Source organism: Maribacter orientalis, assembly GCF_900109345.1.
Classification (GTDB): Bacteria; Bacteroidota; Bacteroidia; order Flavobacteriales; family Flavobacteriaceae; genus Maribacter; species Maribacter orientalis.
The window spans coordinates 474066-498655 of the sequence record NZ_FNZN01000001.1; the positions used below are offsets into that span (position 1 = coordinate 474066).

Genomic DNA, 24590 nt, shown 5'->3' on the forward strand with positions numbered 1-24590 from the left:
CAAATTTTTAGATTTGAATAATTCTCTCTAATTAAGAATGAATTTTAAGTAAAAAAGTGTAGTAATTATTTTAAAATTGTTCCGTCTTTAAATCTATAGGTTTACCAGCCAAATGCTCTTTAATTTCAAATTTTATAACTCCTAATAGTTGTTCCTCGTCAGTTAAAACTTGTACTTCCCACTCACCTGGTTTAACATTGTTTTTATAGGTGTATCCTCTAAAACCACCATCGCGACCTCCGGTGATATTATATCCGATATCTTCAGTGGTTTCCCATTCTTTAGTAGTTTCATTATACCATTTCCATCTATGGAAAACAGCTTTTTTTAAATCGGTAGGTGCGAAAATAGATGAAAATATATATACACTTTCGTTGGGTTGATAAAGGAAATCTAATTTATGTTTCCTCCAAAAAACAAAGGAATCTTCAGACTCATAACTTACCAGATACCTATTGTCTTTCATGGTTACATTATGCGCTACAATACCTTTGTCTAAAGCTAATGGTACAGGAGGAATAAGCTTTAAGAAATAGAATAGATTAATTATACCGTAGATACTTAGTATAATAGTAATCATCTTACCTAAATTTATTTCTTGTCGGGTACTTGGACTTTTACCATAAATAAATATCAATAAAACTAATGTAACAGCAAGACTGGCTGCACCCGAAATTAGAAAAATAGTGGTATTTAGTTCCTTTAAAAAAACTGGGATCATGAAGGCGAAAAAAGTAAAGCTGATAAAATAATACACTCCAAATTGCAAATATTTATTCGAGATTCTCTTTTTTAAAAACTCATTGGCAATCAACAACAAGACTAGTATGATGAAGAAAGATGCAGTCTTTGAAAGCGAAACACTTCTAGAAAAATAGATAACATATGCGCTTGAAAGTCCACCGAAGAAAAACTGTATGGCCAATGGAAAATACTCTTCATATCGTTCTAAGAACGTATTTTTCCATTTACCATCATCAACTAAATTATATAGATATAGTACTATAGATAATGATGTCATGTGCAAACATAATATCGTTAAATCATAAGTACGGTCAATGCGGCCTAAGGTTAGAGTGTCAAAAATAAAACCGCCAATAAAGAATATTATTGGCACATACTTAGAGTGTCTTCGAATGAAATATCTGAAGTCACTGTTTTTAAATCTAACGATTGTTCTTTTCATGAAGCACTAGGGTAATAATCGTTAAATGTAAATTAAATAAGAAGAGGTTATTGCTCTAATACTATTTATGATGAGCCCAATACAATTAATTAATTCGGTTTTGAATCCATGTAAAAATTAGGGTCTAGCGTAATAGTTTTTAAGTCTCCTTTAATTTTTTGTTTTTGCCATGTAGTAGTGGGTTCTAGCCACATAGGTTTCTCATTAATATAAATACGTAAAGGAAGGGTGAAGCCTTCTACTGCATTTGCATATCGATACATTAGCTTTTTTCCGTTTATAGTATACTCAAAAACTGGAATTTTGGTAGTGCGTAAATACTGATTAAAGAAAGGTCTTAAATCGCGTTTCATTTGTACACTAATATAATGTTCAATTTGGTCTGTTGTTACCGTTTTATGATAGAACTCTTTATTTAGCCCTCTAAGAATCATTCGCCATTTATCATCGTCATTAACTACTTGGCGTAGTGTATGCAAAATATTTGAACCTTTATAGTACATATCACCACTACCTTCATGATTAACATCGTAAATACCAATAATTGGCCGGTCATTTTTAATGTTTTTACGAATTCCTTGAACGTAAGCATTTGCAGCTTCGGTGCCATAATGATAATCTAAAAACAAACTTTCAGAATAACAGGTAAAACCTTCATGAACCCACATATCAGCTGCATCTTTGTATGTGATGTTATTGGCAAACCATTCATGACCAGCCTCGTGTATAATTATAAAATCAAATTTTAAACCCCATCCGGACCCTGACAAATCTCTACCCAAATAACCTTTTAAATATTGGTTGCCATAGGTCACAGAGCTTTGATGTTCCATGCCCAAATAAGGCACTTCAACTAACTTAAATGAATCTTCATAAAAAGGGTAGGGACCAAACCAGTTTTCAAAGGCTTCCATCATTTTCGGGGCATCTTTGAAATGCTTTCTAGCCTTTTCTAAATTATAGTTTAGAACATAATAATCCATGTCTAAGTCTCCCTTTTCGCCATCGTACATTTCACCAAAATGAACATAATCGCCAATATTAACGTTGACACCATAATTGTTGATTGGGTTCGATACAAACCAATGGTACGTGTTTGTTTCTTTATTTATCTTTCTTAATCTTCCGTTAGATACATTCATAAGTCCCTTAGGGACTTTTACACTGATAAGCATACTATCTACTTCATCATACATATGGTCTTTGTTCGGCCACCAGACGCTAGCACCTAAACCTTGACATGAAGTTGCCACAAAATCTTTACCGTTTTCATCTTTCTTCCAAGAAAACCCACCATCCCAAGGAGCTCTTACCGCTTCCTTTGGGTGACCGGAATAAGTCACTATAATTTCATTAAACTCACCAAGTTTTTGCTGCTTCTCTAATTGAATAAAATGGGCATTTCCATTATGGGTAATCTCTAATTCCTGACCATCCTGTGTTACTTTTTGAATTTGCAACGGTGATTGTAAATCAACCTGCAATACTTGATGAGGTTCTAAAACTTTGTAGCGAATGGTATTACTACCGCTTATGAATTTGTTATCAGGATTTACATCGATATCTAAATGATAGTAATTCAAATCCCACCAAGAACGTTCAGGAGTAATACTTCCTCTGAGGGTGTCTTGCTCTGTAAATGTTTGAGCTTGACCAAAAGTGAAAAACCCTAAGGCAAGGGCAATTACTATATTTTTCATCCTATAATGAATTAAATTATTCTTGTAATAAATATCAACATTAGATTAAAATGGCCGATTTTATCTAAATATCCCGTTAGGAAAAACTACAGGACTTTCAAATCCGTTTTCACCTACGGCAGAAACTCCGAAAAAGAAATTATCGATAACTATACCTTCTAAAGTGAACTCAGTTACATCGCCTACATAACGGCTATAATCCCAAGTAGGGGATGTAGTATCTCTCCAATATATTTTATATCCTTTTGCGCCGTCTACTTTACTCCACTGAAACTTTGCTGCTGGTTGAACAATTCCGCCAATTTTTACCGTGGTTGGTGAAGGTGGAGCCCAAGCCAAAGATGCTAGATTAATAGCGTTTACAGCAGTTAATTTAGCGGCGTATTTAAAATTTACATGTTCTAGAACATCACCATAGGCAATACCATTTTCAACACGAATATCTTGATGTTGTTGCGTGTAGTTTTCGTGTGCTTCCATAATACGAATACCAGGAAAGCCTGCATCGTTAAACGGTCTGTGGTGACCGCCACGACCAAAACGGTCTAAACGATATATCATCATAGGGTTCATTTCGGGCATGTATTGCTTCACATTTTTATGCACATAACGCGCCAGTTGTCTTGAGATACCATCAACCTCGCCACCATAAAAACGTCTAGCTTTACGTTGCTCTTCAGTTTCGGTTGGAGGTACTGGTTCAGAGAAAATTCTGAAATCAACATTACTAACAATACCATCTACACCTGTAATGTTACCGATCATATCATTATTGAAAATTCCGATAACTTCCCAACCTTGGTCTTTTGCATACTGCGCAACGCCGCCACCGCCGAATAACCCTTGTTCTTCGCCAGATAAACCCATATAAATAATACTGTTCTCAAATTTATATTTGGAAAGCACCCTTGCTGCTTCAATAGTACCTGCCATGCCACTAGCATTATCATTCGCACCTGGAGATTCATCTGTGTAATTTGTTGGATCACTCACCCTAGAATCTATATCACCACTCATGATGATATAGCGATTAGGATATGTAGAGCCTTTTTGAATAGCGAGTACATTAACTACTTCCACATCTTTTACGATGCGGTCATTAGCTCCCTTTTTTATTAAATCTTTTTGATAGATAACATTCAAACAACCATTACAAGCACTTGATGTTTTTTCAAATTCACTTTTAATCCATCTTCTTGCGGCTCCAATACCTCTTGTTTGAGAAACGGTATCGCTTAAGGTATGTCTAGTGCCAAAATTGGTAAGTTTTGTAATATCATTTTCAATACGCTCTGCTGAAACTGAATTGATAATATCGTAAATACGTTGGTCGGTTTGGGCAGACATAACAAACGCTGAGGTCAGAAGACCAATAAGAAGTAATTTTTTCATTTCAATTTGGTTTATAATTTTAAAATGGTAACTAGTGTGAAGTCCACTAAATGGACAAAAATATTATTTTTTATTGCTTGGTAATCACTGTAAATAACATATTGAGTATTGAATAATTGTTAAAGGTATTAAACATACAGAAACAAAAATCGGGAAATGAATTTTATAGAACAATAAATACATCACATTTTCTCTTTGATTATGGGCACAAAAAAGGCTATGGCATGAATTACCAAATTTTCTTATTTATTAGGTTATATACTCCCAGAATTGGACCTATGGCCAAGGGAATAAAAAGTAGATAAATAGGGATGATGTTTTGAAGTAATCCTAAGAGTTGAATACTTAAAATTGTTATAGCAAATCCAATACAGTTCACCAATGTTAATGCTGTTCCTTTTAGTTCGGGTGTGACTGAAGAAGCAACGAGATTAGAGAATTGGGGTGAATCGGCGGTAACAGCAATTCCCCATAAACACCATCCTAATAAAAAAATAGGCGTAGGCAACGCTAATAGAAAAGGAGAGACTAAGCATAGTAACCCAGATGTCGATAACGCAATCGTCGCTACTTTTTTACTGCCTATTTTTTGTGATACCAACCCGCCAAAGGCACAAGATGCCCCACCGAGAGCTATTATAATACCTGTCCATAACGGTACAGAAATTTCACTATCTGTTTGTCTATTAAACCAAAAGATAGCTACCGGGGTAAATGCCCAAAAAGCATATAATTCCCACATGTGTCCGAAATACCCGAATGCCGCTTTTCTGAATTCTAAATTTCTAAAAAGTTTAGGTCCTGCATCTAACTTTAAAGAGGGGCTTATGACCCTAAACGGACCATTAGGAACTAAAATATACAGCAGTAAACCTCCAATTGCCGTAATACTCGAAGTTATTTTTATAACACTATCAGGGTGATTACCCCAAGAGGTTCCATTAATTAAAAATGGAAAAGCAGTACCTAAAACTAAAGCGCCCACCAAAAAGCCCAATGCTTTTCCTAATCCTTTTTCATAGTAATCAGCAGCTATTTTCATCCCTACAGGGTATATGCCAGCAAGAAAAAAACCAGTACTAAATCGCGCAAGCATAAGTTCGAAAACACTAAGATTAGGTAAAATTAATAACAAATTAGAGAGCGATGCTAAAAATGCACAAAGCATGAATACTCGAGATGGCGAAAATCTGTCGGCAATCATTAATATACCGAATAACAAGGTGCCGATAATGAAACCAAACTGAACCGAGGATAATACATAGCCAATTATGTCAGCACCAAAATCTAATTTTTTTGTTAATGATTCTAATATGGCATTACCAGCAAACCAAGTCGATGTACAGGCAAATTGAGAAAGTATTATTATGGGGAGAATATGCGATTTTTGCTTCACCATATCAGTGTAGAAAGGTGACTTTAGCTATTTTACCATTCTCTACTTCATAAATAGCCACAGCACTATACGAATTTCCGTTGGCAGTTATATATTCCTCATCAATAACTTTATTACCTAAAACGATTCTATTCTTTACTGCACAATTTAAATCGATGGTTGATTCAAAATAATCTGTATAACTTTTTCTCATTTTATCAATACCATCTGTTCTTAACTCACTCGACGGTCCATATACTTTTGCATCTTCTGCGTAAAAATTTAAGAATGCGTTGATATCTCTGGCATTGTAGGCATCAAGTTGTTTTTGGACTATAATTTCTGGGTTCGTAGTTGTTTCTGAATCTCTAATGAAAGACATACTTTTTATGAGTCCGTCAGTTTCATAAATAGCCACTTGTTGGTTTTGCTTTCCATCTATAGTAACTACCTCTTGGTCAATAACGGTAGATCCGATACGTATTCTCGAGGCTACTTTGACTTCTATTGCGGGTGTTTTTTTGTAGAAAGCCTTATAATTCTCTTTCAATTTTTTTCTTCCTATGTACAGCGTATCCCTTGGGAAATTTTTGACCACTACATCTTCAGAAAAGCATGCAGCAAATGCTTCCAAATCTCGTGCGTTGAATGTTTCTACTTGTTTTTCTATGATTTTATCAGGTACATCTTTAGAAACGAAGGTTAAGTATTTGCCATTTGGACTAATTGCCAACCTAGTTATTCCAAGTACTTCCTTTTCTTTAAATTCAAATAAAGGTTTCCATTCTTTGTCCCTTAATGGATTGAATGATATTAGAAATTTATCATAAGCTGTTATTAAATTTCCATTCTTAGTCCAACATACGTCTTCAGAAGTATCAATTAAAGGTATAATTGCTTTTGTTTCCAATGATATTGGATTTAACGAATTTACCATCGTAGATTCCTCGGCTTTAGAAATATAACTTATCAGATTGCTATTTGGAATTTTATGTAATGACCTACCTACATTTTTCTGAACAGTATAGTTTGTATTGTCTTTTAAATTAGAAACCACCAAATCCATTCGGTTATCTATTAAAACCGTACACACTATAATATTATTTGAATACCATACATGATAACCTACTTTTAAATCATTTAAAACTATGTTTGATTTACCGGTCTTTAAATCATACTCATATAGGCGTTGCAATCCATCTTCATCTAAACGAATGGCAGAAATCGCCTCTTTTCCAGGAATTTTTAATGGGGAATATTCACTTCCTTTAGGTGTATTGGTTATCCATACAGAGGTACCATCCTTAATCGTATAAAGAACAATATCCGTTTGCAGGTTTCTACTAGAGGAAAAAATAATTTTATCATTATCAAAGAATGAAGGCTGGTTATCATAGCCTTCATTATTAGAGATATTGATAATAGAGTCAATTCTTAAGTAATCATTTTCCTGTTTTAGTTCTGCTAAGTATACTTCTGTGCTTTGTTGCGTGAAAGCAGTTAGACAGCAAAAAATACTTAAGAGAATTGTAAAACAATTCTGTTTCATTTCTAATTGATTCATACGAATGGAACTAGCGTTTTTCGGCAAAACGTTTCAAAATTGAACGAACATTTTTAGTGTTGTCTACAAAGTATTTTGCTTGTGTTTTCTGCCGACCAACCTTTATGGTAACTGATTCTTTGGGTAGTTCTTGAAACATAAATTCATCAGTCCAATCATCACCTATTGCAAAAACAAAATCATAATCGTGTTCGCTATAAACCCGCATAGAAGCACGACCTTTATTGACATTGCTGCTCTTAATTTCCATCACTTTATTTCCATTTAAAACACTCAGGTCATCATTTGCGATTAGACTGGTAAGTACGGTATTTAGTTCTACGGATCTCTTCTGACCGAAATCGGGGTCTGTTTTTCTATAGTGCCATGCAAGAGAGTAGTTTTTTTCTTCAATAAAACTACCTGGTGTGCGATCTACAAAAGACTCAAGAACAGGTAATATTTTTTCCATCCAATCTTTCTTTACATTTTCGAGCATTCTAAACTCTTCGCCACCCTGAGAAATCCATACACCATGTTCTACGATCATATTGTATTTTTTAGGTAAGAACCATTCTGTAAATGTTTCTTTGTCTCGACCACTAATTAAATACATATCAGTGTTTTCTTGCGAAGATATTTCGTCTAAAAGTCGATACAATTCTTCATCTGGCGATGCTTTTTGAGGGTCATTATGAAAACCTGCAAGGGTACCGTCATAATCTAAAAATACCAATCTTCTTTTAGCTTTCTTGTAATCGGTCATAACCGTATTCATTAAGTCTATAGATAGGCGCTTCGTTTGGTATGTTTGGTCTTTTTGTTTTTGATTAATCAAAGAATTCATGAAGTCATTGGCCCATTTTTCAACATTATAACGTTCCAATCTCTTTTGTAATACCGTATTTCTTGCTATTTGTTCTTCTTTTGGCATATTGATAGCTTCATTTAGAGAATCTGCTATTTGCTCAAAATTATTGGGGTTGATTAGAAGTGATTCATTCATTTCATTAGCAGAACCGGCCATTTCACTCAAAATCAATACACCAGTTTTATCGGTTCTTGTTGCAATGTATTCTTTGGCTACTAAATTCATTCCATCTCGTATTGGTGTCAGCCATGCGATATCAGACGATGTGTAAAGGTCTATTAAATTTTCGAAAGGCATAGATCTATAGAAATACCAAATTGGTGTCCAGCTTACTGTAGAAAGTTCTCCGTTAATACGGCCTACTAGTTCATCTATCTCTCTTTTTAATAATTGATACTGCGGTACGTTGGATCTAGATGGTACAGCAAGAATAATTAAACGCACCTTTTCCTTATAGTGAGGGTATTTATTAAGGAAGTACTCAAAAGCTTTAAGGCGTTTAGCAATTCCTTTTGTATAATCTAATCTGTCAATTGATAAAAAGAATTTGGCATCCGGAGCAGATTTTTTATGCGTGTCCAATCGTTTTTGTAATTCAGATTTTTGTTCTTCACTACGTTGTGAATGCTCTTTTGCTGCTTCACTGAATTTTTTATAATCTATTCCCATCGGGAAAGAATCAACTTTAATGACTCTTTCGTCCAAATAAATGTCATTAAAACTTACCTCTAAACCTAATAGCCTACGTACAGAACTAAGAAAATGACGTTCATAGTCGTAGGTATGAAATCCTATTAAATCTGAACCTAGAAGTCCTAATAGGACTTCTTTACGCCAAGGTAGTGTTCTAAATATCTCGTATGATGGAAAAGGAATATGTAAAAAGAAACCTATGGAAATATCTGGTCGTTCGGCCCGCACCATTTGTGGCACCAACATTAACTGATAGTCATGTATCCATATAGTATCCTCGTTATCTGCTTTTTCTAAAATAGCATCTGCAAATTTTTGATTTACTGCTTTATAGATTTCCCAACTTTCTAGCTCAAATTCTGAATATTCTAAAAAGTAATGGAATAAGGGCCAAATGGTTCTATTACTAAATCCATAATAAAAACCATCAACTTCTTTTTCGGTCAAGTTAACTTTAGAAGAACCATGTTCGGCCAAGGCACTATCTATTTTTGAAATTAATTCTTCAGGAATTTCCTCGTCCGTTAGTCCGCTCCAACCGATCCAAAGGCTATCACCACCCGAATGAACAGATTTCATTCCGGTTGCCAAACCACCTACACTAGGCACCGCAGTAATGCCGCCATTGCTAATTTGCAATTGAACGGGTAGTCTATTTGAGATAATGATAGTTTTAGCCATAAAAGAGATTTTTTTGCTACTTCTTGATATTTATTTCTCTAAATTTCGGAAAAAAGGAGGCCAATAGCAATTCAAACCTCATATGAATTAAGATTTTTATTGAATGGATAATTTAGACTACGGAATAATAGGAAATTGTAGAAGTGCGGCGTTAGTATCGAAGACAGGTAGCATCGATTGGTGCTGTTTACCAGAATTTGATAGTCCGTCTGTTTTTGCAAAATTGTTAGATGAAGAAATAGGAGGGAGTTTTGAAATTAATGTAGATGCTACGTATAACATATCTCAAAAATATGAGCCTTTTACTAATATTTTAATAACCTCGTTTAAATCGGGAGAAAATCATTTTGAAATACATGATTTTATGCCACGGTATAGAAAGGAAGAAAAATTATATCATGCCCCGCCGGAATTAATTAGATATTTTAAACATATATCAGGTACGCCTGAGTTTTCAATTACATATGATCCCAAGCTTGAATACGCAATAGGAAAAACTGAATCTTTTATCAAAAAGGACTTTGTTGCAAGTCTAACCCATGATGTGAAATTCGACACTATTTTTCTGTATTCATCTTTCGATAAAGAAACAATTGTAAATAGCGGTAAAATTAAACTTAAAGAAGATGGTTATATTTTAATAGGATACAATGAAAAGCTGTTATTGCCAACCACTGACAGAGCTTATCTTGATTTGCAGAATACGAAGGTATACTGGTTAAATTGGTCAAATTTAACGCCAACCTATAAAAAGTTTAACGAAGAAATATCTAGAAGTGCCCTTACCTTAAAACTCTTAAGTTATGACAAGACAGGGGCGGTTTTAGCTGCTGCGACAACATCCTTGCCTGAAACTATTGGCGAAGTACGAAACTGGGATTATCGCTTCTGTTGGATTCGTGATGCCTCTATGGTTATTAAGGTCGTTTCAGAATTAGGTCATAAAAATATTGCACGGCGATATCTACAGTTTATTATCGATTTAATACCCGATAAGGCAGAGAAACTGCAAATCATGTATGGTATTAATAAGGAGAAGAAGCTAACTGAGGAAACTTTAGATCACTTGGCAGGTTATAAAGGTTCTAAACCGGTACGTGTTGGTAATGCTGCCTATCACCAAAAACAGAATGATATCTATGGAATATTGATGGATGTGATTTATGAACAAATGGTGAAATTTAGTATCGACATTGATAATGGAGAAGACCTTTGGGCGATTACAAAAGGAATCGTTTGGATTGTGAGTAACAATTGGAAAGATGCTGATAAGGGAATATGGGAGTTCCGTACAGAGGACAGACATTTTACCTTTTCTAAGGTATTATGTTGGACCGCTTTGGATAGAGCTATCAAAGTAGCAGAAATGTTAGGAAAAAAACATAAAATTGAGAAATGGGAACCTATTCGTGCAGAGATATGGCAAGATATTTATGATAATGCCTGGAATGAGGAGGTAAAAGCATACACACAATCTTATGGTTCTACAGAGTTAGATGCTTCTGTATTGTTAATGGAATCTTATGGCTGTGTGAATGCCAAAGATGAACGGTACATTAGCACCGTACATGCAATTGGTAAAGAGTTAAATAATGATGGATTGCTATATCGATACAAGAACGAAGATGACTTTGGTTTACCGTCATCATCTTTTACCGTATGCACATTTTGGTATATAAACAGCTTGTTTAAAATTGGAGAGCGTAAAAAAGCACTAGAGTATTTTGAACGACTATTAACTTATAGTAATCATTTAGGTCTCTTTAGTGAAGATATTGATTTTAAGACCAAAAGATTATTGGGAAACTTCCCTCAGGCCTATTCACATTTGGCATTGATTGAATGTGCAATCAACTTTTCAAAAAAAGAAAGTGAAGATCAAATGTTGGAATCATTAAGGGACTAACGTAGTTTGAATTTTAAAGAGCTCTTATTTATTACGTTAACTCCTATAAGAGATTTGTAGGAGTAAACGAGTTTATGACATGAATATGATGAGGGACAAATTTGAGTACATGACGCATAATAGCTGATTTTAGTTTATAATTTTGATTTAACTACTTGTGTGTAATTTGAAAATTCCTACACATCATTTATCTTTTTTTATTAAATAAACACTTTGTATCCTGTTGTTTTTCCTACAGGATTGTTGTCTATAGTCCTTATGGACAATGAAACGACCCGTTACATTTACGAACGCAAGGTCGCATATATATGCTTTTACAGGATATGATTTTTGTCAAATAACTGGTATTTAAACCATATGATTTTTTGCCTTACGTGAACGGGGCACCAGTATATTCGGGTATCAATACCATGTTTTACTATGATAATGATTTTGGAATCATAACCAACTATAAAAAAGACACAACTATTGCTGGTTATATAAACTTTAGCATTAAATAGCAAATTCAATGACACTTTATAGTTATACCGGGTAGTAAAAAAAATAAATTTTGAGTACGTCTCAGTTTAAGATAAGAATAATTAAAAAAGAATAGAATTAAGGTCTTGGCAAGAAATGTTGAAAAAATTATCAACTAAAAAGAACTGTCTTTTTAATCGTATATACAATATTTGAATGCACAATCTTCCCAAATTGATCTTTACACAACAAATTATAGCACTTATACATCTTTAAATTAAACATAATACGTTTTATGTAGGCATAATACTACATTTGATTTTGTAAGAATTTATAAGTTTAAGAGTATAACATAGTAAAGAAATATACTACAAAATTTAAACCAACCAATATTTTAAATATCGTAAAGAATGAAAAAAAACACTTTTTTAACTTTTGTAATTGCCCTATTATGTTTTTCGGCATCTTGGGGTCAAAGTACGGTCACGGTAACTTCACTTACCGATGATAACACTTCAGGAACATTGCGTTGGGCGATGGATATTGCCAATACCGATCCCAATATCAATGAGATAAATTTTGGTAAAGGGCTAACTGGTACAATTACCTTAACCTCTAACCTTCCCAATGTCAGTAGTAACCTGACAATTTCAGGTACCGGAGCGAACAATATTATTATTTCGGGTGATAATCAGTTTAAAATGTTTGTTGTCAATACTGGTTTTGTTTTGGATATCTCTGGATTTACATTGACCGGTAGCGCAAGTGGTCCTACTAGTTCGGGAAACATTTTCCATGTCTCTAGATCAACTGTAAATGCTAGCGATATAGTATTTACCGGCATAACCAATAGCACACCATTTGTGTCTAGGGAAGGCACTTCTGCATTAAATATTTCCAATTCTACATTTAGTAACAATTCAGCCACTTTGTTTAGAAGTGACCATGGTTCTACGCCTAATACAACCTCCGATACTGAATCGGACTATACCAATAGGATTACTGTAACGGGATCTACCTTTAGCTCCAATACGGGTATCATATTTTATACAGAGCGATATGTAAAAATAGATGATTGTATTTTTACTGATAATACCAATCAAATAGGATATTTTAGAGGACTTAATAGGTATCAGGTTTTAAACTCCACGTTTACAAACAATACGGGCTATCAATTATTTTCCTTTTATAGTGCGATAAATAACGGTTGGGGCGAAGGAACACTAGGAACCAATAACACGCTTTTTGACGGCAATACCTTTATCGGGAATACGGGAACCATTATCAATCCGGGTGGGAATTCAAAATATGACAATAAAACAACCATTTCCAATAATACTTTTGAAAATAATGGAAATAACTATAGTGGGAATCCGATTGTAGTTTCTGGAAATTTATTGTCAAATTTTATGACATCCATTATCCATTCACCTAATGATGGAACGGTATCGGTAACCATGAGCAGGCCCGTTTTTAATTCTGATTTAGGGTCTGGTGCATTGGAAGCCAATGACTTTCAATTTGCACTTTCTGGTGGCAATGCTACCTTAGGCTCCTCTTCACCGACTAGTATATCTATTAGTGGCAATACATATGTCTTAGGAATAGATATTGTGGGCACTATTTACGGAACGGAGGAGCTAACTATATCCCCATTAGATGAGATTTCTATTTATGATGTGGATGTGAATAGAGCAAGTATTGCACAGAATAATGGTACAATCAATTTAAGCTTTTTGGATGATGACGAGGATGGAGTTGCCAATTACCAAGATCTTTGTCCAGATACACCAGCTGGAGAAGTTGTTGAAGCCGATGGTTGTACCGATGTAACTAAGCCACTTGCTCCAATTGGATTCAAAAGTACTTCTGGTCCATATAAAATTCATTTAGAATGGGATTCTAATACAGAAGATACAGTAGGATATCACTTATATGGAGGTACCGATGAAAACTCCTTGCCTTTGGTTGCAGACCTTTCCCATTTTAGTTATTATGAATTTAACCATACGGGTTTAACTGCCAATACTACTTATTATTATAGCCTAAAGGCCTATGATTTGGCTGGTAATGAAAGTGTGTCCAGTACAATTATATCTAATCAACCTGACCTACCCTTTATTTGGGATGGACCAAAAATAATTGTAGAAAAAATATCCAATACTGATTGGACACAAGCGGAGAATCAAGATTTTTTAACTAATAATGTAATATTTACAAGAGCTGATAATAATAGCTTGTTCAATATTGCCAAAGAAGCTAGTTACGATGATTTTGATTATCAATCTCCTATAGATACCGAATGGGCACAGGGTACCACTGCAGATTTTGGAGCACTTACTTTTTCACCTTGGGCATATGATATGTCATTTATAGAATGGTGTCCACCTTGTTTTGAAAATAGAGATTTTGTACTTCATCTTATTACAGATGATATCTATATTGATGTTAAAATTCTATCATGGCAAGATGGTGGTATGGGTGGTGGTTTTAGTTATGAGAGAAGTACGGCTAGTCCTGACGAAGATGGCGATAGGGTAAAAGATAGTTTAGATAATTGCTTAGGTACACCAGAAGGAGAAACGGTAGATGCTAATGGATGTTCAGACAGTCAAAAGGATGCAGATAACGATGGTGTTTCAGATGCTAATGATACCTGTGCCGATACGCCAACAGGAGAAACCGTAGATGCTAACGGTTGTTCGGACAGCCAAAAAGATGGGGATAATGATGGTGTTTCTGATGCTGATGATACCTGTGCCGATACCCCAACAGGGGAAACGGTAGATACAAACGGATGTTCAGACTCTCAAAAAGATGCAGATAACGATGGTGTTTCAAATGCTATTGATACTTGTGCCGATACTCCAATAGGGGAAACGGTAGATGCAAACGGATGTTCAGACTCTCAAAAAGATGCAGATAATGATGGTGTTTCAGATGCTATTGATACTTGTGCCGATACTCCAACAGGGGAAACCGTAGATGCTAACGGATGTTCGGACAGCCAAAAAGATGGAGACGCCGATGGTGTTTCAGATGCTATTGATACTTGTACCGATACTCCAACAGGAGAAACGGTAGATGCAAACGGATGTTCAGACTCTCAAAAAGATGGGGATAACGATGGTGTTTCAGACGCTATTGATACCTGTGCCGATACTCCAACAGGAGAAACGGTAGATGCAAACGGATGTTCAGACTCTCAAAAAGATGGGGATAACGACGGTGTTTCAGATGCTATTGATATCTGTGCCGATACTCCAACAGGGGAAACCGTAGATCCTAACGGATGTTCAGACTCTCATAAAGATGCAGATGATGATGGTGTCATGGATAATGTTGATACCTGTGCGAATACTCCAAGTGGAGAAACAGTAGATACCAATGGATGTTCAGATAGTCAAAAGGATAGTGACTTTGATGGTGTTAGTAATGCTTTAGACATGTGTTCTGATTCTCCAGAAGATGAAGCTGTAGACAGTAATGGTTGCTCAGTTAGTCAAATAGATGCAGATGAGGATGGTATTCAAGATTCTCTGGACAATTGTCCAAACCAATACAATCCTGGTCAGGAAGATAGGGATAGTGATGGTCTGGGTGATGTATGTGATACCGTTGAACTCAACGTATCCCAGTCCTTTACTCCGAACGGTGATGGCATCAACGATACCTGGGTTATCTATAATATAGAGAACTATCCGAATTCTTTGATCAGTGTATACAACTCTTGGGGGAAAAAAGTATTCTCTGTAAGGAACTACCAAAACGATTGGGACGGTCAATTCAAGAGCTTAAACAACAAATTGCCAGATGCGGGATCGTATTATTTTCAGATAGATTTTGATGGTAATGGAAGCGTGGATCAAGATGGATGGCTTTACATAACCGGTCTTTAATAGAACAACCAATTACAAAAAAACATGAAGAACATAAAAAATACAATTTTAGGGGTAATACTGCTTGGCTGTAGTGCACTGTTTTCACAACAAGAAGGCGTGGTTACTAACTATATGTACCATATGAACGCTTTTAACCCCGCTTATGTGGGAGTAGATGGTGAAACAGTTATTACAAGTACATTTAGGCAACAATGGACTGGGATAGAGGATGCCCCCAGTGCTCAATTAGTTTCATTTGGTACCACTTTGGGCAATAACTTAGGGATGGGCGTCTCTATATTGAACAGACAGACCTTTGTTGAGAAACAGACCTTTACAGCAATCGATTTTTCCTATAGATTAAAAATTTCTGAAAAAGCAGATCTTTACATGGGCTTAAAAGCGGGAGGCAATTTTTATAGTGTGAATACGGAAGGTTTAATGACCTATAATCAAATGGCCGACCCAAATATTTCATCTATATCGAATTTTAATCCGAATATAGGAATCGGGGCCCTTCTTAAGGTCGATAAATGGCACTTCTCTTTGGCGGCCCCACGTATGTTGTCTACAGACCGCGCAGACAATGAGGACGGTCTGGTTACATTGGCCAAGGCAAGGCCGCATATGTACGCCGTTGTAGGGTATGATTTTTTGTTGAATCAATTGAACAAGATTTCCCTTAAACCATCCGCTTTATTGCGTTACGTAAACGGCGCACCAGTATCCTTGGATATCAACACCATGCTTTCCTTTGATAATGATTTTGAAATTGGTGCTACCTATAGAACAGACTCAGCCTTTGCAGGTCTGATAAATTTTAGCATTAAGAAGCGACTCCTGTTAGGCTATGCTTATGAAGTGAGTACTAGAAAGCAATTGGCTGATATAGGTAATACGAATGAACTGTTACTTAGGTTTAAATTTTGATAGTTATATAGTTAACAATAACTTATTAGTCATAGAATTAAGAGAGGTGTTTTAAATACCTCTCTTTTTTGTACTTAATCCAAAGTAAATTAAAGCGATTATTATAGAATTATTGGTCATTAGACAATAAATCTTTTGCTTCTATTTTTATTTTGTTCAATAAGTGCTGTAAATTTTCTGTCTTAGTAAAGGGATTCATAACAGTAATACGCATGTAGTGGATACCTTTTAATTTCGTTTGTACAATATAAAATTCGCCATCCTCTAAAAGAGCTTGGCGAATTTTTATGTTTAATTCATTAAGGTTTTCAGTATTTAAGCCAGCTTTCCAATATCTAAAACAAACAATATTAGACATAGGCTGAAGGGCCAATTCAAAATTGGGTTCCTCTTCTATAAGCTTGGCGAAGTTCGCACCCAGATCATAGAGTTGAGTTACATTCGCATTAAAGACCTCTTCGCCATATAGTTTTAACAAAGTAAACCAATGAATACTCATCATGTTTTTAGTACATTCAAAAGTTCGCTTGCCAGAATTATACCAATCTTCATGTTCAGAATCTGACAGTAAATAATCGGCTTTTTGACTAAATGTTGCCTTTGCGTTTACTTCATTCTTAAACAGTAAAGCTGTAGTTAGTGCAGGCATCATCATCATCTTATGTCCATCAATAACCACTGAATCTGCTCTTTCAATACCTTTTAAAGTATGTCGATACTTTTTTGAAAAAATTCCAGCTCCTCCATGGGCTCCATCCACATGAAACCAAATTTTTTGTTTCTCGGCAAAAGTGCCAATAACTTCTAAATCATCGAAAATACCAGTTGCTGTTGAAGGGGCACTACCGACAATAGCAAAAATTTCAATTCCCTTTTCTTTTGCTTCCTTGAATTTCACCTCTAATAATTCGGTATCCATTCTAAATTTGTTGGTAACGGGTACTTTAATAATCCCTTGATCACCTAATCCCATTATTCTAGCCGCACGATCTACACAGTAATGAGCTTCTTCGCTAACCATTATTCCTAATTGGTTTTGTGTTCCTTTATTCCAAATATCAACTTTGGTAATGGCCTTACGTGCACTTAATAATGCGGTTAAATTAGCTAAAGTTCCACCCGAGGTTAAGAACCCGCTAGAATCGGTGTCATAACCAATTTTATTACAAATGATGTCCATTACGATACGCTCAATAGCGTTTGATGCCATGCCCATTTCATAAACAGCAGTTCCGTTGTTTAATAATGAACTAATTAAAGAGGTAAGTGCAGTAATAGGAGCAGGTGGACTTACTTGATGACCTAAGTAGTTAGGATGATGAATATGGGTGGTACGTTTCGTAATTTCTTGAAACAAATCTATTTCATCACCATGAATTAAGAAATCTTTCCAAAATTTTAATTCTTGTTCTGGCTCGTTCCAATTGATTGCGTTTCGTGATTTAGCATTTATCTTATCCTCTAAATGAGAGGTCAATTTTTCTATTAATAAATGCCCATTTTTATTAAAATCACTAACGCTATAAACCTGTTCAAGTATTTCTTTATGCATGGGTTAAAATTAGTTGCTATGGCAATGTTTACCAAATAAAAAACCGCCCTTATTGAGGGCGGTTTAAATTCAATTTACCAAACAACAAAAGGTAATCTGAATTAGTCAAAGGTATACCCGTTATCGGCAGCAACTTTGTCGGCAATTTGCGTGCGTAAAGCTACTACATTCGGGTTATTTGTATATTTAGTAAATCGTTTAAGTCCCATTAACATCATGCGTTGCTCGTCACCTTCAGCAAAAGAAATAATTGCTTCTTTCCCTTTCTGAATTATAGTTTCGGTAGCATTGTATAAGTATAATTTTGCCATTGCAATTTGTGTAGCTTGTTCAGCTTCACCGAAGCGTTTGGTATTTTTTTCCGTTCTTAAAATTGTTGATTCTGCCATATACACTTCAATTAAAATATCAGAAGCAGCTAACATTAATTGTTGGTGATTTTCTAACTCTGGACCATATTTTTGAACTGCTGAACCAGCAACCATTAAAAATACTTTTTTCAATCTTGTTACTAAATCTTTCTCCTCAGCAAATAACTGAGAGAAATCAGGAGTATCAAAAGAAGGAATTCCCATTAATTCTTCACCAACTTTCGTTGCAGGACCTAAAAGATCTACATGACCTTTCATTGCTTTTTTAACTAGCATTCCTACTGCCAACATTCTGTTGATTTCATTTGTACCTTCATAGATACGAGCGATACGAGCATCTCTCCATGCTTTTTCCATGGGAGCATCGGCACTAAAGCCCATACCACCAAATATTTGTACACCTTCATCGGTACAACTTTGTACGTCTTCAGACACAGCAACTTTAAGTATTGAACACTCAATAGCATATTCTTCAACACCTTTTAATTCGGCTTCTTGATGCGTATTTCCAGCTGCTTCACGCATTTTAATCCTGTCCTCAATATTTTTAGCAGCTCGATACGAAGCAGATTCATCGGCATAACAGTTCGTAGCCATTGTGGCTATTTTAGATTTAATAGCTCCAAAATTAATGATAGGAGTTTTAAACTGAATACGCTCATTCGCATATTTAGTGGCTTCACCAATCACTCGACGTTGAGCATCTAAACAAGCAGCTGCAAGTTTTATTCTACCAACGTTTAAGGCATTCATTGCTATTTTAAATCCGTTACCTCTTTCGGATAACATATTTTCTATTGGGACTTTTGTTTCATTAAAGAATACCTGACGAGTAGAAGAGGAGTGAATACCTAATTTTTTCTCTTCGTCACCCATAGAGATTCCGTTAGCAGGATCATTTTCTAAAATGAAACCTGTAATATTTTTATCATCTTCAATTCGAGCAAAAACGATAAACATATTACAAAAACCTGCATTTGAAATCCACATTTTTTGTCCTGTTATACTGTACGATTTACCGTCTGCAGAAAGAACAGCTTTAGTTTTTCCTGAATTTGCATCAGAACCAGCGCCAGGTTCAGTAAGGCAGTAAGCTCCAAACCATTCACCAGAAGCTAGTCTAGGCACATATTTTTGTTTTTGCTCTTCTGTTCCATAAAGTGTAATAGGCATCGTGCCTATCCCTGTATGAGCACCAAAGGCAGTACTAAAAGAACCTGTAGCTCCAGAGATATAATCACATACCAACATGGTAGAAACAAAGCCCATTCCCATACCTCCATAAGACTCAGGTACTGCAACACTTAACAAGCCTAATTCACCTGCCTTACGCATGCATTCTTCTGTATAGGCATAATCTTTCTTCTCAAATCGCTCCCAATGCGCCCAAAGCTCTCTATCAACGAACTCTTTTGTACTATCGCGCATCATGCGTTGCTCTTCGCTTAAATCTTCTAAGGTGAAAACATCTTCACAATTAGTTTCTTTGACAAGGAATTGCCCTCCTCTAAGAATATCTTTATTTATGGTATCTGTACTCATGTTTAACTTGTATTACGTATATAAAGTAAGAAGTATTAAGTTTTCTTTTAAAACCTGTAATACCTATTACAAAAATTCTTTTTAGTTCAAAAATTCAAAAATTCCAGCAGCGCCCTGGCCTGTTCCAACACACATAGTTACCATGCCGTATTTACCTTGCATGTTACGCTTACGCATCTCATCAAATAATTGTACAGAAAGTTTAGCTCCCGTACAGCCTAAGGGGTGACCTAAAGCAATAGCACCACCATTTACATTGACGATATCTTGATTTAAGTTTAATTCACGCATTACTGCTATTGATTGAGAGGCAAAAGCTTCATTCAATTCAATCAACTCAATATCTTCTTGTTTTAATCCTGCCTGTTTTAATGCTTTTGGTATTGCTTTTACTGGACCGATACCCATAATTCGTGGTTCAACTCCAGCTGCAGCATAATTTACTAGTCTAGCAATTGGCTCAAGATTTAATTCTTTAACCATATCTTCACTCATTACTAAAACGAAAGCTGCACCATCACTCATTTGAGAAGAATTACCTGCAGTAACACTACCACCAGCAGCAAAAACAGGTCTTAATCCTGCTAAAGCTTCAAGGCTAGTTCCTTTTCTTGGACCTTCATCTTCAGTTACCGTATATTTTCTGGTTGCTTTTTTGCCATTTTCATCTACATAAATTTGTTCCACATCAATCGGAACAATTTGTTCTTTAAATCTACCTTCTGCCTGAGCTTTTAGTGCTTTCATGTGAGAATTATAAGCAAACAAATCTTGATCTTCACGAGAAACATGAAATTGATTGGCTACTGCTTCAGCGGTATTTCCCATTCCCCAATAATAATCTTCATGTCCAGATTTAACGGTGTCATAATTTAATTCTGGTTTAAAACCAGTCATAGGAACAGAACTCATACTTTCAGCACCACCTGCGATGATACAATCTGCCATTCCTGATTGTATTTTTGCTGTAGCAACACCTATGGTTTCAATACCGGATGCACAAAAACGATTTACTGTTACCCCGGCAACGTCAACACTATCTAACCCAATTAATGATATAAATCGAGCCATGTTTAGGCCTTGAGAGCCTTCTGGCATTGCATTTCCCACAATAACGTCATCAATACGTTTTTTTTCTAATTGCGGCAGCTCTTTCATCATGTACTGGATGGTCTCTGCAGCTAATTCATCAGTTCTTTTAAAACGAAAAACTCCTTTAGGTGCTTTTCCAACTGCTGTTCTATATGCTTTTACAATATATGCTGTTTTCATTTTTCTAGTTTCTTAATGGTTTTCCAGTTTTCAACATATGTTGAATTCTTTCTAAGGTTTTGCGTTCCGTACAAAGTGATAAAAATGCTTCACGTTCTAGGTCTAATAAATATTGTTCTGTAACAAGCGTTGGTTCTGATAAATCACCACCAGCCATTACATAGGCTAATTTGTTAGCAATTTTTTTATCGTGCTCACTGATGTAGTTACTATCTTCCATAGCATCTGTACCTACTAAAAACATACCTAATGCTTGTTTACCAAGTACTTTAATATCTTTACGTTTTACAGGTTGCGTATAACCTGCTTCTGCCATTAATTTTGCATGAGCCTTTGCTGTTGCTATTTGTCTATCTTTATTCACAACAACAATATCTTTTCCATGTTGTAAAATTCCTAAGTCAAACGCTTCATAAGCAGAAGTAGAAACTTTAGCCATACCTATAGTTAAGAAGTACTCTTGAAGCACGTTCAACTCTACATCATTTTTATGGAATAAGTCTTGAGCTCTTAAAGCAAATTCTTTAGAACCACCGCCACCAGGAATTACTCCAACACCGAATTCAACCAAACCAATATAGGTTTCAGCAGCAGCTACTACTTTATCGGCATGTAAAGACAATTCACAACCACCACCCAATGCCATACCGTGTGGGGCAGATACTGTTGGTATTGCAGAATAGCGCATACGCATCATAGTGTCCTGAAACATTTTGATAGCCATGTTCAATTCGTCATATTCTTGCTCAACGGCCATCATAAATATCATACCGATGTTAGCACCTACTGAAAAATTAGGAGCTTGATTACCGACGACTAAACCTTGGAAATCTTTTTCAGCAATGTCTATTGCTTTGTTTAAACCTGCAAGAACATCACCACCGATGGTATTCATTTTAGATTGGAATTCTACATTTAAAATACCATCACCTAAATCTTCAACAACAACACCGCTATTTTTAAATACCTCTTTAGATTTTCTAATATTATCTAAGATTATAAATGAATCTTGACCAGGTATTTTTTCAACTGATTTTTTAGGAATATCATAATAAAAGGTAGCACCATCTTTTACTGAATAAAAAGATTTGTTACCTGCAGCAATCATATCATTAACCCAAGCAGCAGGAGTTTCACCTTCAGCTTTCATAATTTCTAACCCTTTTTCTAAACCAATTGCATCCCAAATTTGAAAAGGTCCATGTTCCCATCCAAACCCAGCTTTCATGGCATCATCAATTTTATATAGCTCATCGGTTATTTCAGGAATTCTATGAGAAACGTAAGCGAATAATGCAGCAAAACTTTTTCTGTAAAATTCACCAGCTTTATCTTTTCCGGCAACTAATATCTTAAAACGATCGGCTACTTTATCAATAGTCTTTGTCAATTCTAACGTAGCGAAACTTGCTCTTTTGCTAGAACGATACTCCATGGAATCTAGATCTAAGGTCAAAATTTCAGTTTTACCTTTAGCGTCTTTAGATTTTTTATAAAATCCTTCCCCTGTTTTACTACCCAACCATTTGTTTTCCATCATGGTATTGATGAAGCTCGGTAGTTTAAATAGGTCTAATTTTTCATCTTCCTTACAATTGTCTGCAATACCATTAGCAACATGTACTAGTGTATCTAGGCCAACAACATCTACAGTTCTGAAAGTGGCAGATTTTGGTCTACCAATTACAGGCCCGGTTAATTTATCGACCTCTTCAACGGTCATACCCATTTCTTTCACCATGTGAAAAAGACTTTGGATACTGAAAATGCCTATTCTATTACCAATGAATGCTGGAGTATCTTTAGCTACTACAGAAGTTTTACCTAAGAATTTTTCCCCATAGCCATTTAAAAATTCCAATACTGCTGGTGAAGTTTTTGGTCCAGGGATTATTTCAAAAAGCTTTAAATAACGCGCAGGGTTAAAAAAGTGAGTTCCACAGAAATGCTTCTGGAAATCTTCACTACGGCCTTCACTCATAAAGTGGATAGGAATACCTGATGTATTCGATGTTATAAGAGTACCTGGTGTTCTATGCTTCTCTAAGTTTTCAAAGACAATCTTTTTAATGTCAAGTCTTTCAACAACCACTTCAATTATCCAATCTACTTTAGATACTTTAGAAATATCGTCCTCTAAATTACCAGTACTAATTCTATCAGCAAATTTTTGGTGATAAATAGGAGATGGTTTAGATTTTAATGCTGCCGCTAATGAATCGTTCACCATTCTATTACGAACAACCTTGTCTTGCAAGGTTAAACCTTTTGCCTTTTCCTTATCATTAAGTTCATGCGGAACAATGTCCAACAATAAAACCTCTACGCCAATATTGGCAAAATGACAGGCTATACCGCTACCCATTATTCCTGAACCAATTACCGCTACTTTTTTAATGTGCTTGTTCATGTACTTTAAACTGTATTAGTGATTTGATATATCTTTTGAAAATAATTTTTTATCTGAAATCAGTTTATTGATGATATCAGTAACTTCGAAAAAACTAGATAACTTTTCTTCTGAAACCTCTTGTTTAACAGCCTCATTAAATCTAAGAACGGTACTTTTCGAGTCGTTTCTTTTCTCTAAACCAAAATCGGTTAGGTATATTAAAACACCTCGACCGTCATTAGGATTAGGCTTTCTTAAAATGAGACCTTTCTCCTCCATGCTTTTTAATATCCTAGAGAGGCTAGTAGCTTCCATTCCCATTTTAGGGCCCAAGGAAGTGGAAGGAGTACCCTTTTTTGGATCAATACTCAATAAAGTAAAACCTACGGCCATAGTAGAATCGAAGTTTTTGGCTTCTTCGTTATACATTCTAGCTACTGCTTGCCATGTAGCTCGTAATGCATAATCAATAGTTGTTTCTTTCATACTGTGGTAGTTGGTCCTCAAATATAAACAAATTTATTATGCATGCATAATAAATTGAATAAATTTTAAGAATTGGAAATGTCTTCTTTAATTCACATCAAATTAAAGAACGGTGCCTTCCGTTTTGTTAACCTCTTTATCGATTTTTGAACTAAGAACTAACGAGATTATTACTAGAGGGCTTGTTATTGGGACTATGAATATTATCATACTTCCTTGATTGTGAATAGTATGGTATAAACCTATACCTTAAAAGAAAGCACATAATTGCAAGTTCTACTATACCAAATACAAGTAATAATTTTCGATATTATTTAAGTTGAATTGCACTCTATATTTTTCGAAAATCATTTTAGTA

Annotated in this window: 14 protein-coding genes; 3 read left to right on the forward strand and 11 right to left on the reverse strand. The window is 35.3% G+C overall.

Annotated elements, in window-relative coordinates:
• Positions 1-70: 70 nt before the first annotated feature.
• From BMY56_RS02035 to BMY56_RS02060, 6 genes are all read right to left on the reverse strand, one after another.
• The gene (locus BMY56_RS02035) at positions 71-1186 is read right to left on the reverse strand and encodes a DUF2914 domain-containing protein (RefSeq protein ID WP_091619228.1); all 1116 of its coding nucleotides are present in this window, start codon (positions 1184-1186) and stop codon (positions 71-73) included.
• Positions 1187-1275: 89 nt separating this feature from the next.
• Positions 1276-2886, reverse strand: coding sequence for a M1 family metallopeptidase (locus tag BMY56_RS02040; protein WP_091619230.1), 1611 nt, complete (start codon positions 2884-2886; stop codon positions 1276-1278).
• Positions 2887-2946: 60 nt separating this feature from the next.
• The gene (locus BMY56_RS02045; RefSeq protein WP_091619232.1) at positions 2947-4278 is read right to left on the reverse strand and encodes a M28 family peptidase; all 1332 of its coding nucleotides are present in this window, start codon (positions 4276-4278) and stop codon (positions 2947-2949) included.
• A 229-nt stretch (positions 4279-4507) separates the two neighbouring features.
• On the reverse strand, positions 4508-5677 hold the full coding sequence (locus tag BMY56_RS02050) for an MFS transporter (protein ID WP_091619233.1): 1170 nt from the start codon (positions 5675-5677) through the stop codon (positions 4508-4510).
• A gap of 1 nt (position 5678) precedes the next feature.
• Complete coding sequence (locus BMY56_RS02055; RefSeq protein ID WP_177170907.1) at positions 5679-7202, reverse strand: nuclear transport factor 2 family protein; 1524 nt, start codon at positions 7200-7202, stop codon at positions 5679-5681.
• Between the two features lie 25 nt (positions 7203-7227).
• Complete coding sequence (locus BMY56_RS02060) at positions 7228-9441, reverse strand: bifunctional alpha,alpha-trehalose-phosphate synthase (UDP-forming)/trehalose-phosphatase (RefSeq protein WP_091619237.1); 2214 nt, start codon at positions 9439-9441, stop codon at positions 7228-7230.
• Positions 9442-9544: 103 nt separating this feature from the next.
• Between BMY56_RS02060 and BMY56_RS02065 the strand changes: the two genes are divergently transcribed.
• The 3 genes from BMY56_RS02065 (at position 9545) to BMY56_RS02075 (ending at position 16617) form a co-directional block, all read left to right on the forward strand.
• Positions 9545-11347 (forward strand): glycoside hydrolase family 15 protein, encoded by a 1803-nt coding sequence (locus BMY56_RS02065; protein WP_091619239.1) that lies wholly within the window; start codon positions 9545-9547, stop codon positions 11345-11347.
• A gap of 869 nt (positions 11348-12216) precedes the next feature.
• Complete coding sequence (locus tag BMY56_RS19015) at positions 12217-15705, forward strand: thrombospondin type 3 repeat-containing protein (protein WP_091619241.1); 3489 nt, start codon at positions 12217-12219, stop codon at positions 15703-15705.
• A gap of 24 nt (positions 15706-15729) precedes the next feature.
• A complete protein-coding gene (locus BMY56_RS02075) occupies positions 15730-16617 on the forward strand; it encodes a PorP/SprF family type IX secretion system membrane protein (RefSeq protein ID WP_091619243.1) in 888 nt (295 codons plus the stop codon).
• 109 nt (positions 16618-16726) lie between these two features.
• On the opposite strand, the gene BMY56_RS02080 is transcribed toward BMY56_RS02075, so the two are convergent.
• The 5 genes from BMY56_RS02080 to BMY56_RS02100 all read right to left on the reverse strand — a co-directional run bounded on the left by BMY56_RS02080 (position 16727) and on the right by BMY56_RS02100 (position 24232).
• Positions 16727-18169, reverse strand: a complete 1443-nt coding sequence (locus BMY56_RS02080; RefSeq protein ID WP_091619245.1) for a pyridoxal phosphate-dependent decarboxylase family protein — start codon at positions 18167-18169, stop codon at positions 16727-16729.
• Positions 18170-18270: 101 nt separating this feature from the next.
• Entirely contained in the window at positions 18271-20082 is a 1812-nt protein-coding gene (locus BMY56_RS02085; protein ID WP_091619247.1) for an acyl-CoA dehydrogenase family protein, read from the reverse strand.
• A gap of 81 nt (positions 20083-20163) precedes the next feature.
• A complete protein-coding gene (locus BMY56_RS02090; RefSeq protein WP_091619249.1) occupies positions 20164-21354 on the reverse strand; it encodes an acetyl-CoA C-acyltransferase in 1191 nt (396 codons plus the stop codon).
• 4 nt (positions 21355-21358) lie between these two features.
• A complete protein-coding gene (locus BMY56_RS02095; protein WP_091619251.1) occupies positions 21359-23764 on the reverse strand; it encodes a 3-hydroxyacyl-CoA dehydrogenase/enoyl-CoA hydratase family protein in 2406 nt (801 codons plus the stop codon).
• Between the two features lie 15 nt (positions 23765-23779).
• Positions 23780-24232 (reverse strand): MarR family winged helix-turn-helix transcriptional regulator, encoded by a 453-nt coding sequence (locus tag BMY56_RS02100; protein ID WP_091619253.1) that lies wholly within the window; start codon positions 24230-24232, stop codon positions 23780-23782.
• Positions 24233-24590 lie beyond the last annotated feature (358 nt).

Excerpts from the sequence above, each read along its gene's own strand:
- BMY56_RS02095 (WP_091619251.1), bottom strand. The coding sequence starts at position 23,764 with ATGAACAAGCACATTAAAAAAGTAGCGGTAATTGGTTCAGGAATAATG.
- BMY56_RS02060 (WP_091619237.1), bottom strand. The coding sequence starts at position 9,441 with ATGGCTAAAACTATCATTATCTCAAATAGACTACCCGTTCAATTGCAA.
- BMY56_RS02050 (WP_091619233.1), bottom strand. The coding sequence starts at position 5,677 with ATGGTGAAGCAAAAATCGCATATTCTCCCCATAATAATACTTTCTCAA.
- BMY56_RS02085 (WP_091619247.1), bottom strand. The coding sequence starts at position 20,082 with ATGAGTACAGATACCATAAATAAAGATATTCTTAGAGGAGGGCAATTC.
- BMY56_RS02080 (WP_091619245.1), bottom strand. The coding sequence starts at position 18,169 with ATGCATAAAGAAATACTTGAACAGGTTTATAGCGTTAGTGATTTTAAT.
- BMY56_RS02100 (WP_091619253.1), bottom strand. The coding sequence starts at position 24,232 with ATGAAAGAAACAACTATTGATTATGCATTACGAGCTACATGGCAAGCA.
- BMY56_RS02055 (WP_177170907.1), bottom strand. The coding sequence starts at position 7,202 with ATGAAACAGAATTGTTTTACAATTCTCTTAAGTATTTTTTGCTGTCTA.
- BMY56_RS19015 (WP_091619241.1), top strand. The coding sequence starts at position 12,217 with ATGAAAAAAAACACTTTTTTAACTTTTGTAATTGCCCTATTATGTTTT.
- BMY56_RS02035 (WP_091619228.1), bottom strand. The coding sequence starts at position 1,186 with ATGAAAAGAACAATCGTTAGATTTAAAAACAGTGACTTCAGATATTTC.
- BMY56_RS02040 (WP_091619230.1), bottom strand. The coding sequence starts at position 2,886 with ATGAAAAATATAGTAATTGCCCTTGCCTTAGGGTTTTTCACTTTTGGT.
- BMY56_RS02075 (WP_091619243.1), top strand. The coding sequence starts at position 15,730 with ATGAAGAACATAAAAAATACAATTTTAGGGGTAATACTGCTTGGCTGT.
- BMY56_RS02045 (WP_091619232.1), bottom strand. The coding sequence starts at position 4,278 with ATGAAAAAATTACTTCTTATTGGTCTTCTGACCTCAGCGTTTGTTATG.
- BMY56_RS02090 (WP_091619249.1), bottom strand. The coding sequence starts at position 21,354 with ATGAAAACAGCATATATTGTAAAAGCATATAGAACAGCAGTTGGAAAA.
- BMY56_RS02065 (WP_091619239.1), top strand. The coding sequence starts at position 9,545 with ATGGATAATTTAGACTACGGAATAATAGGAAATTGTAGAAGTGCGGCG.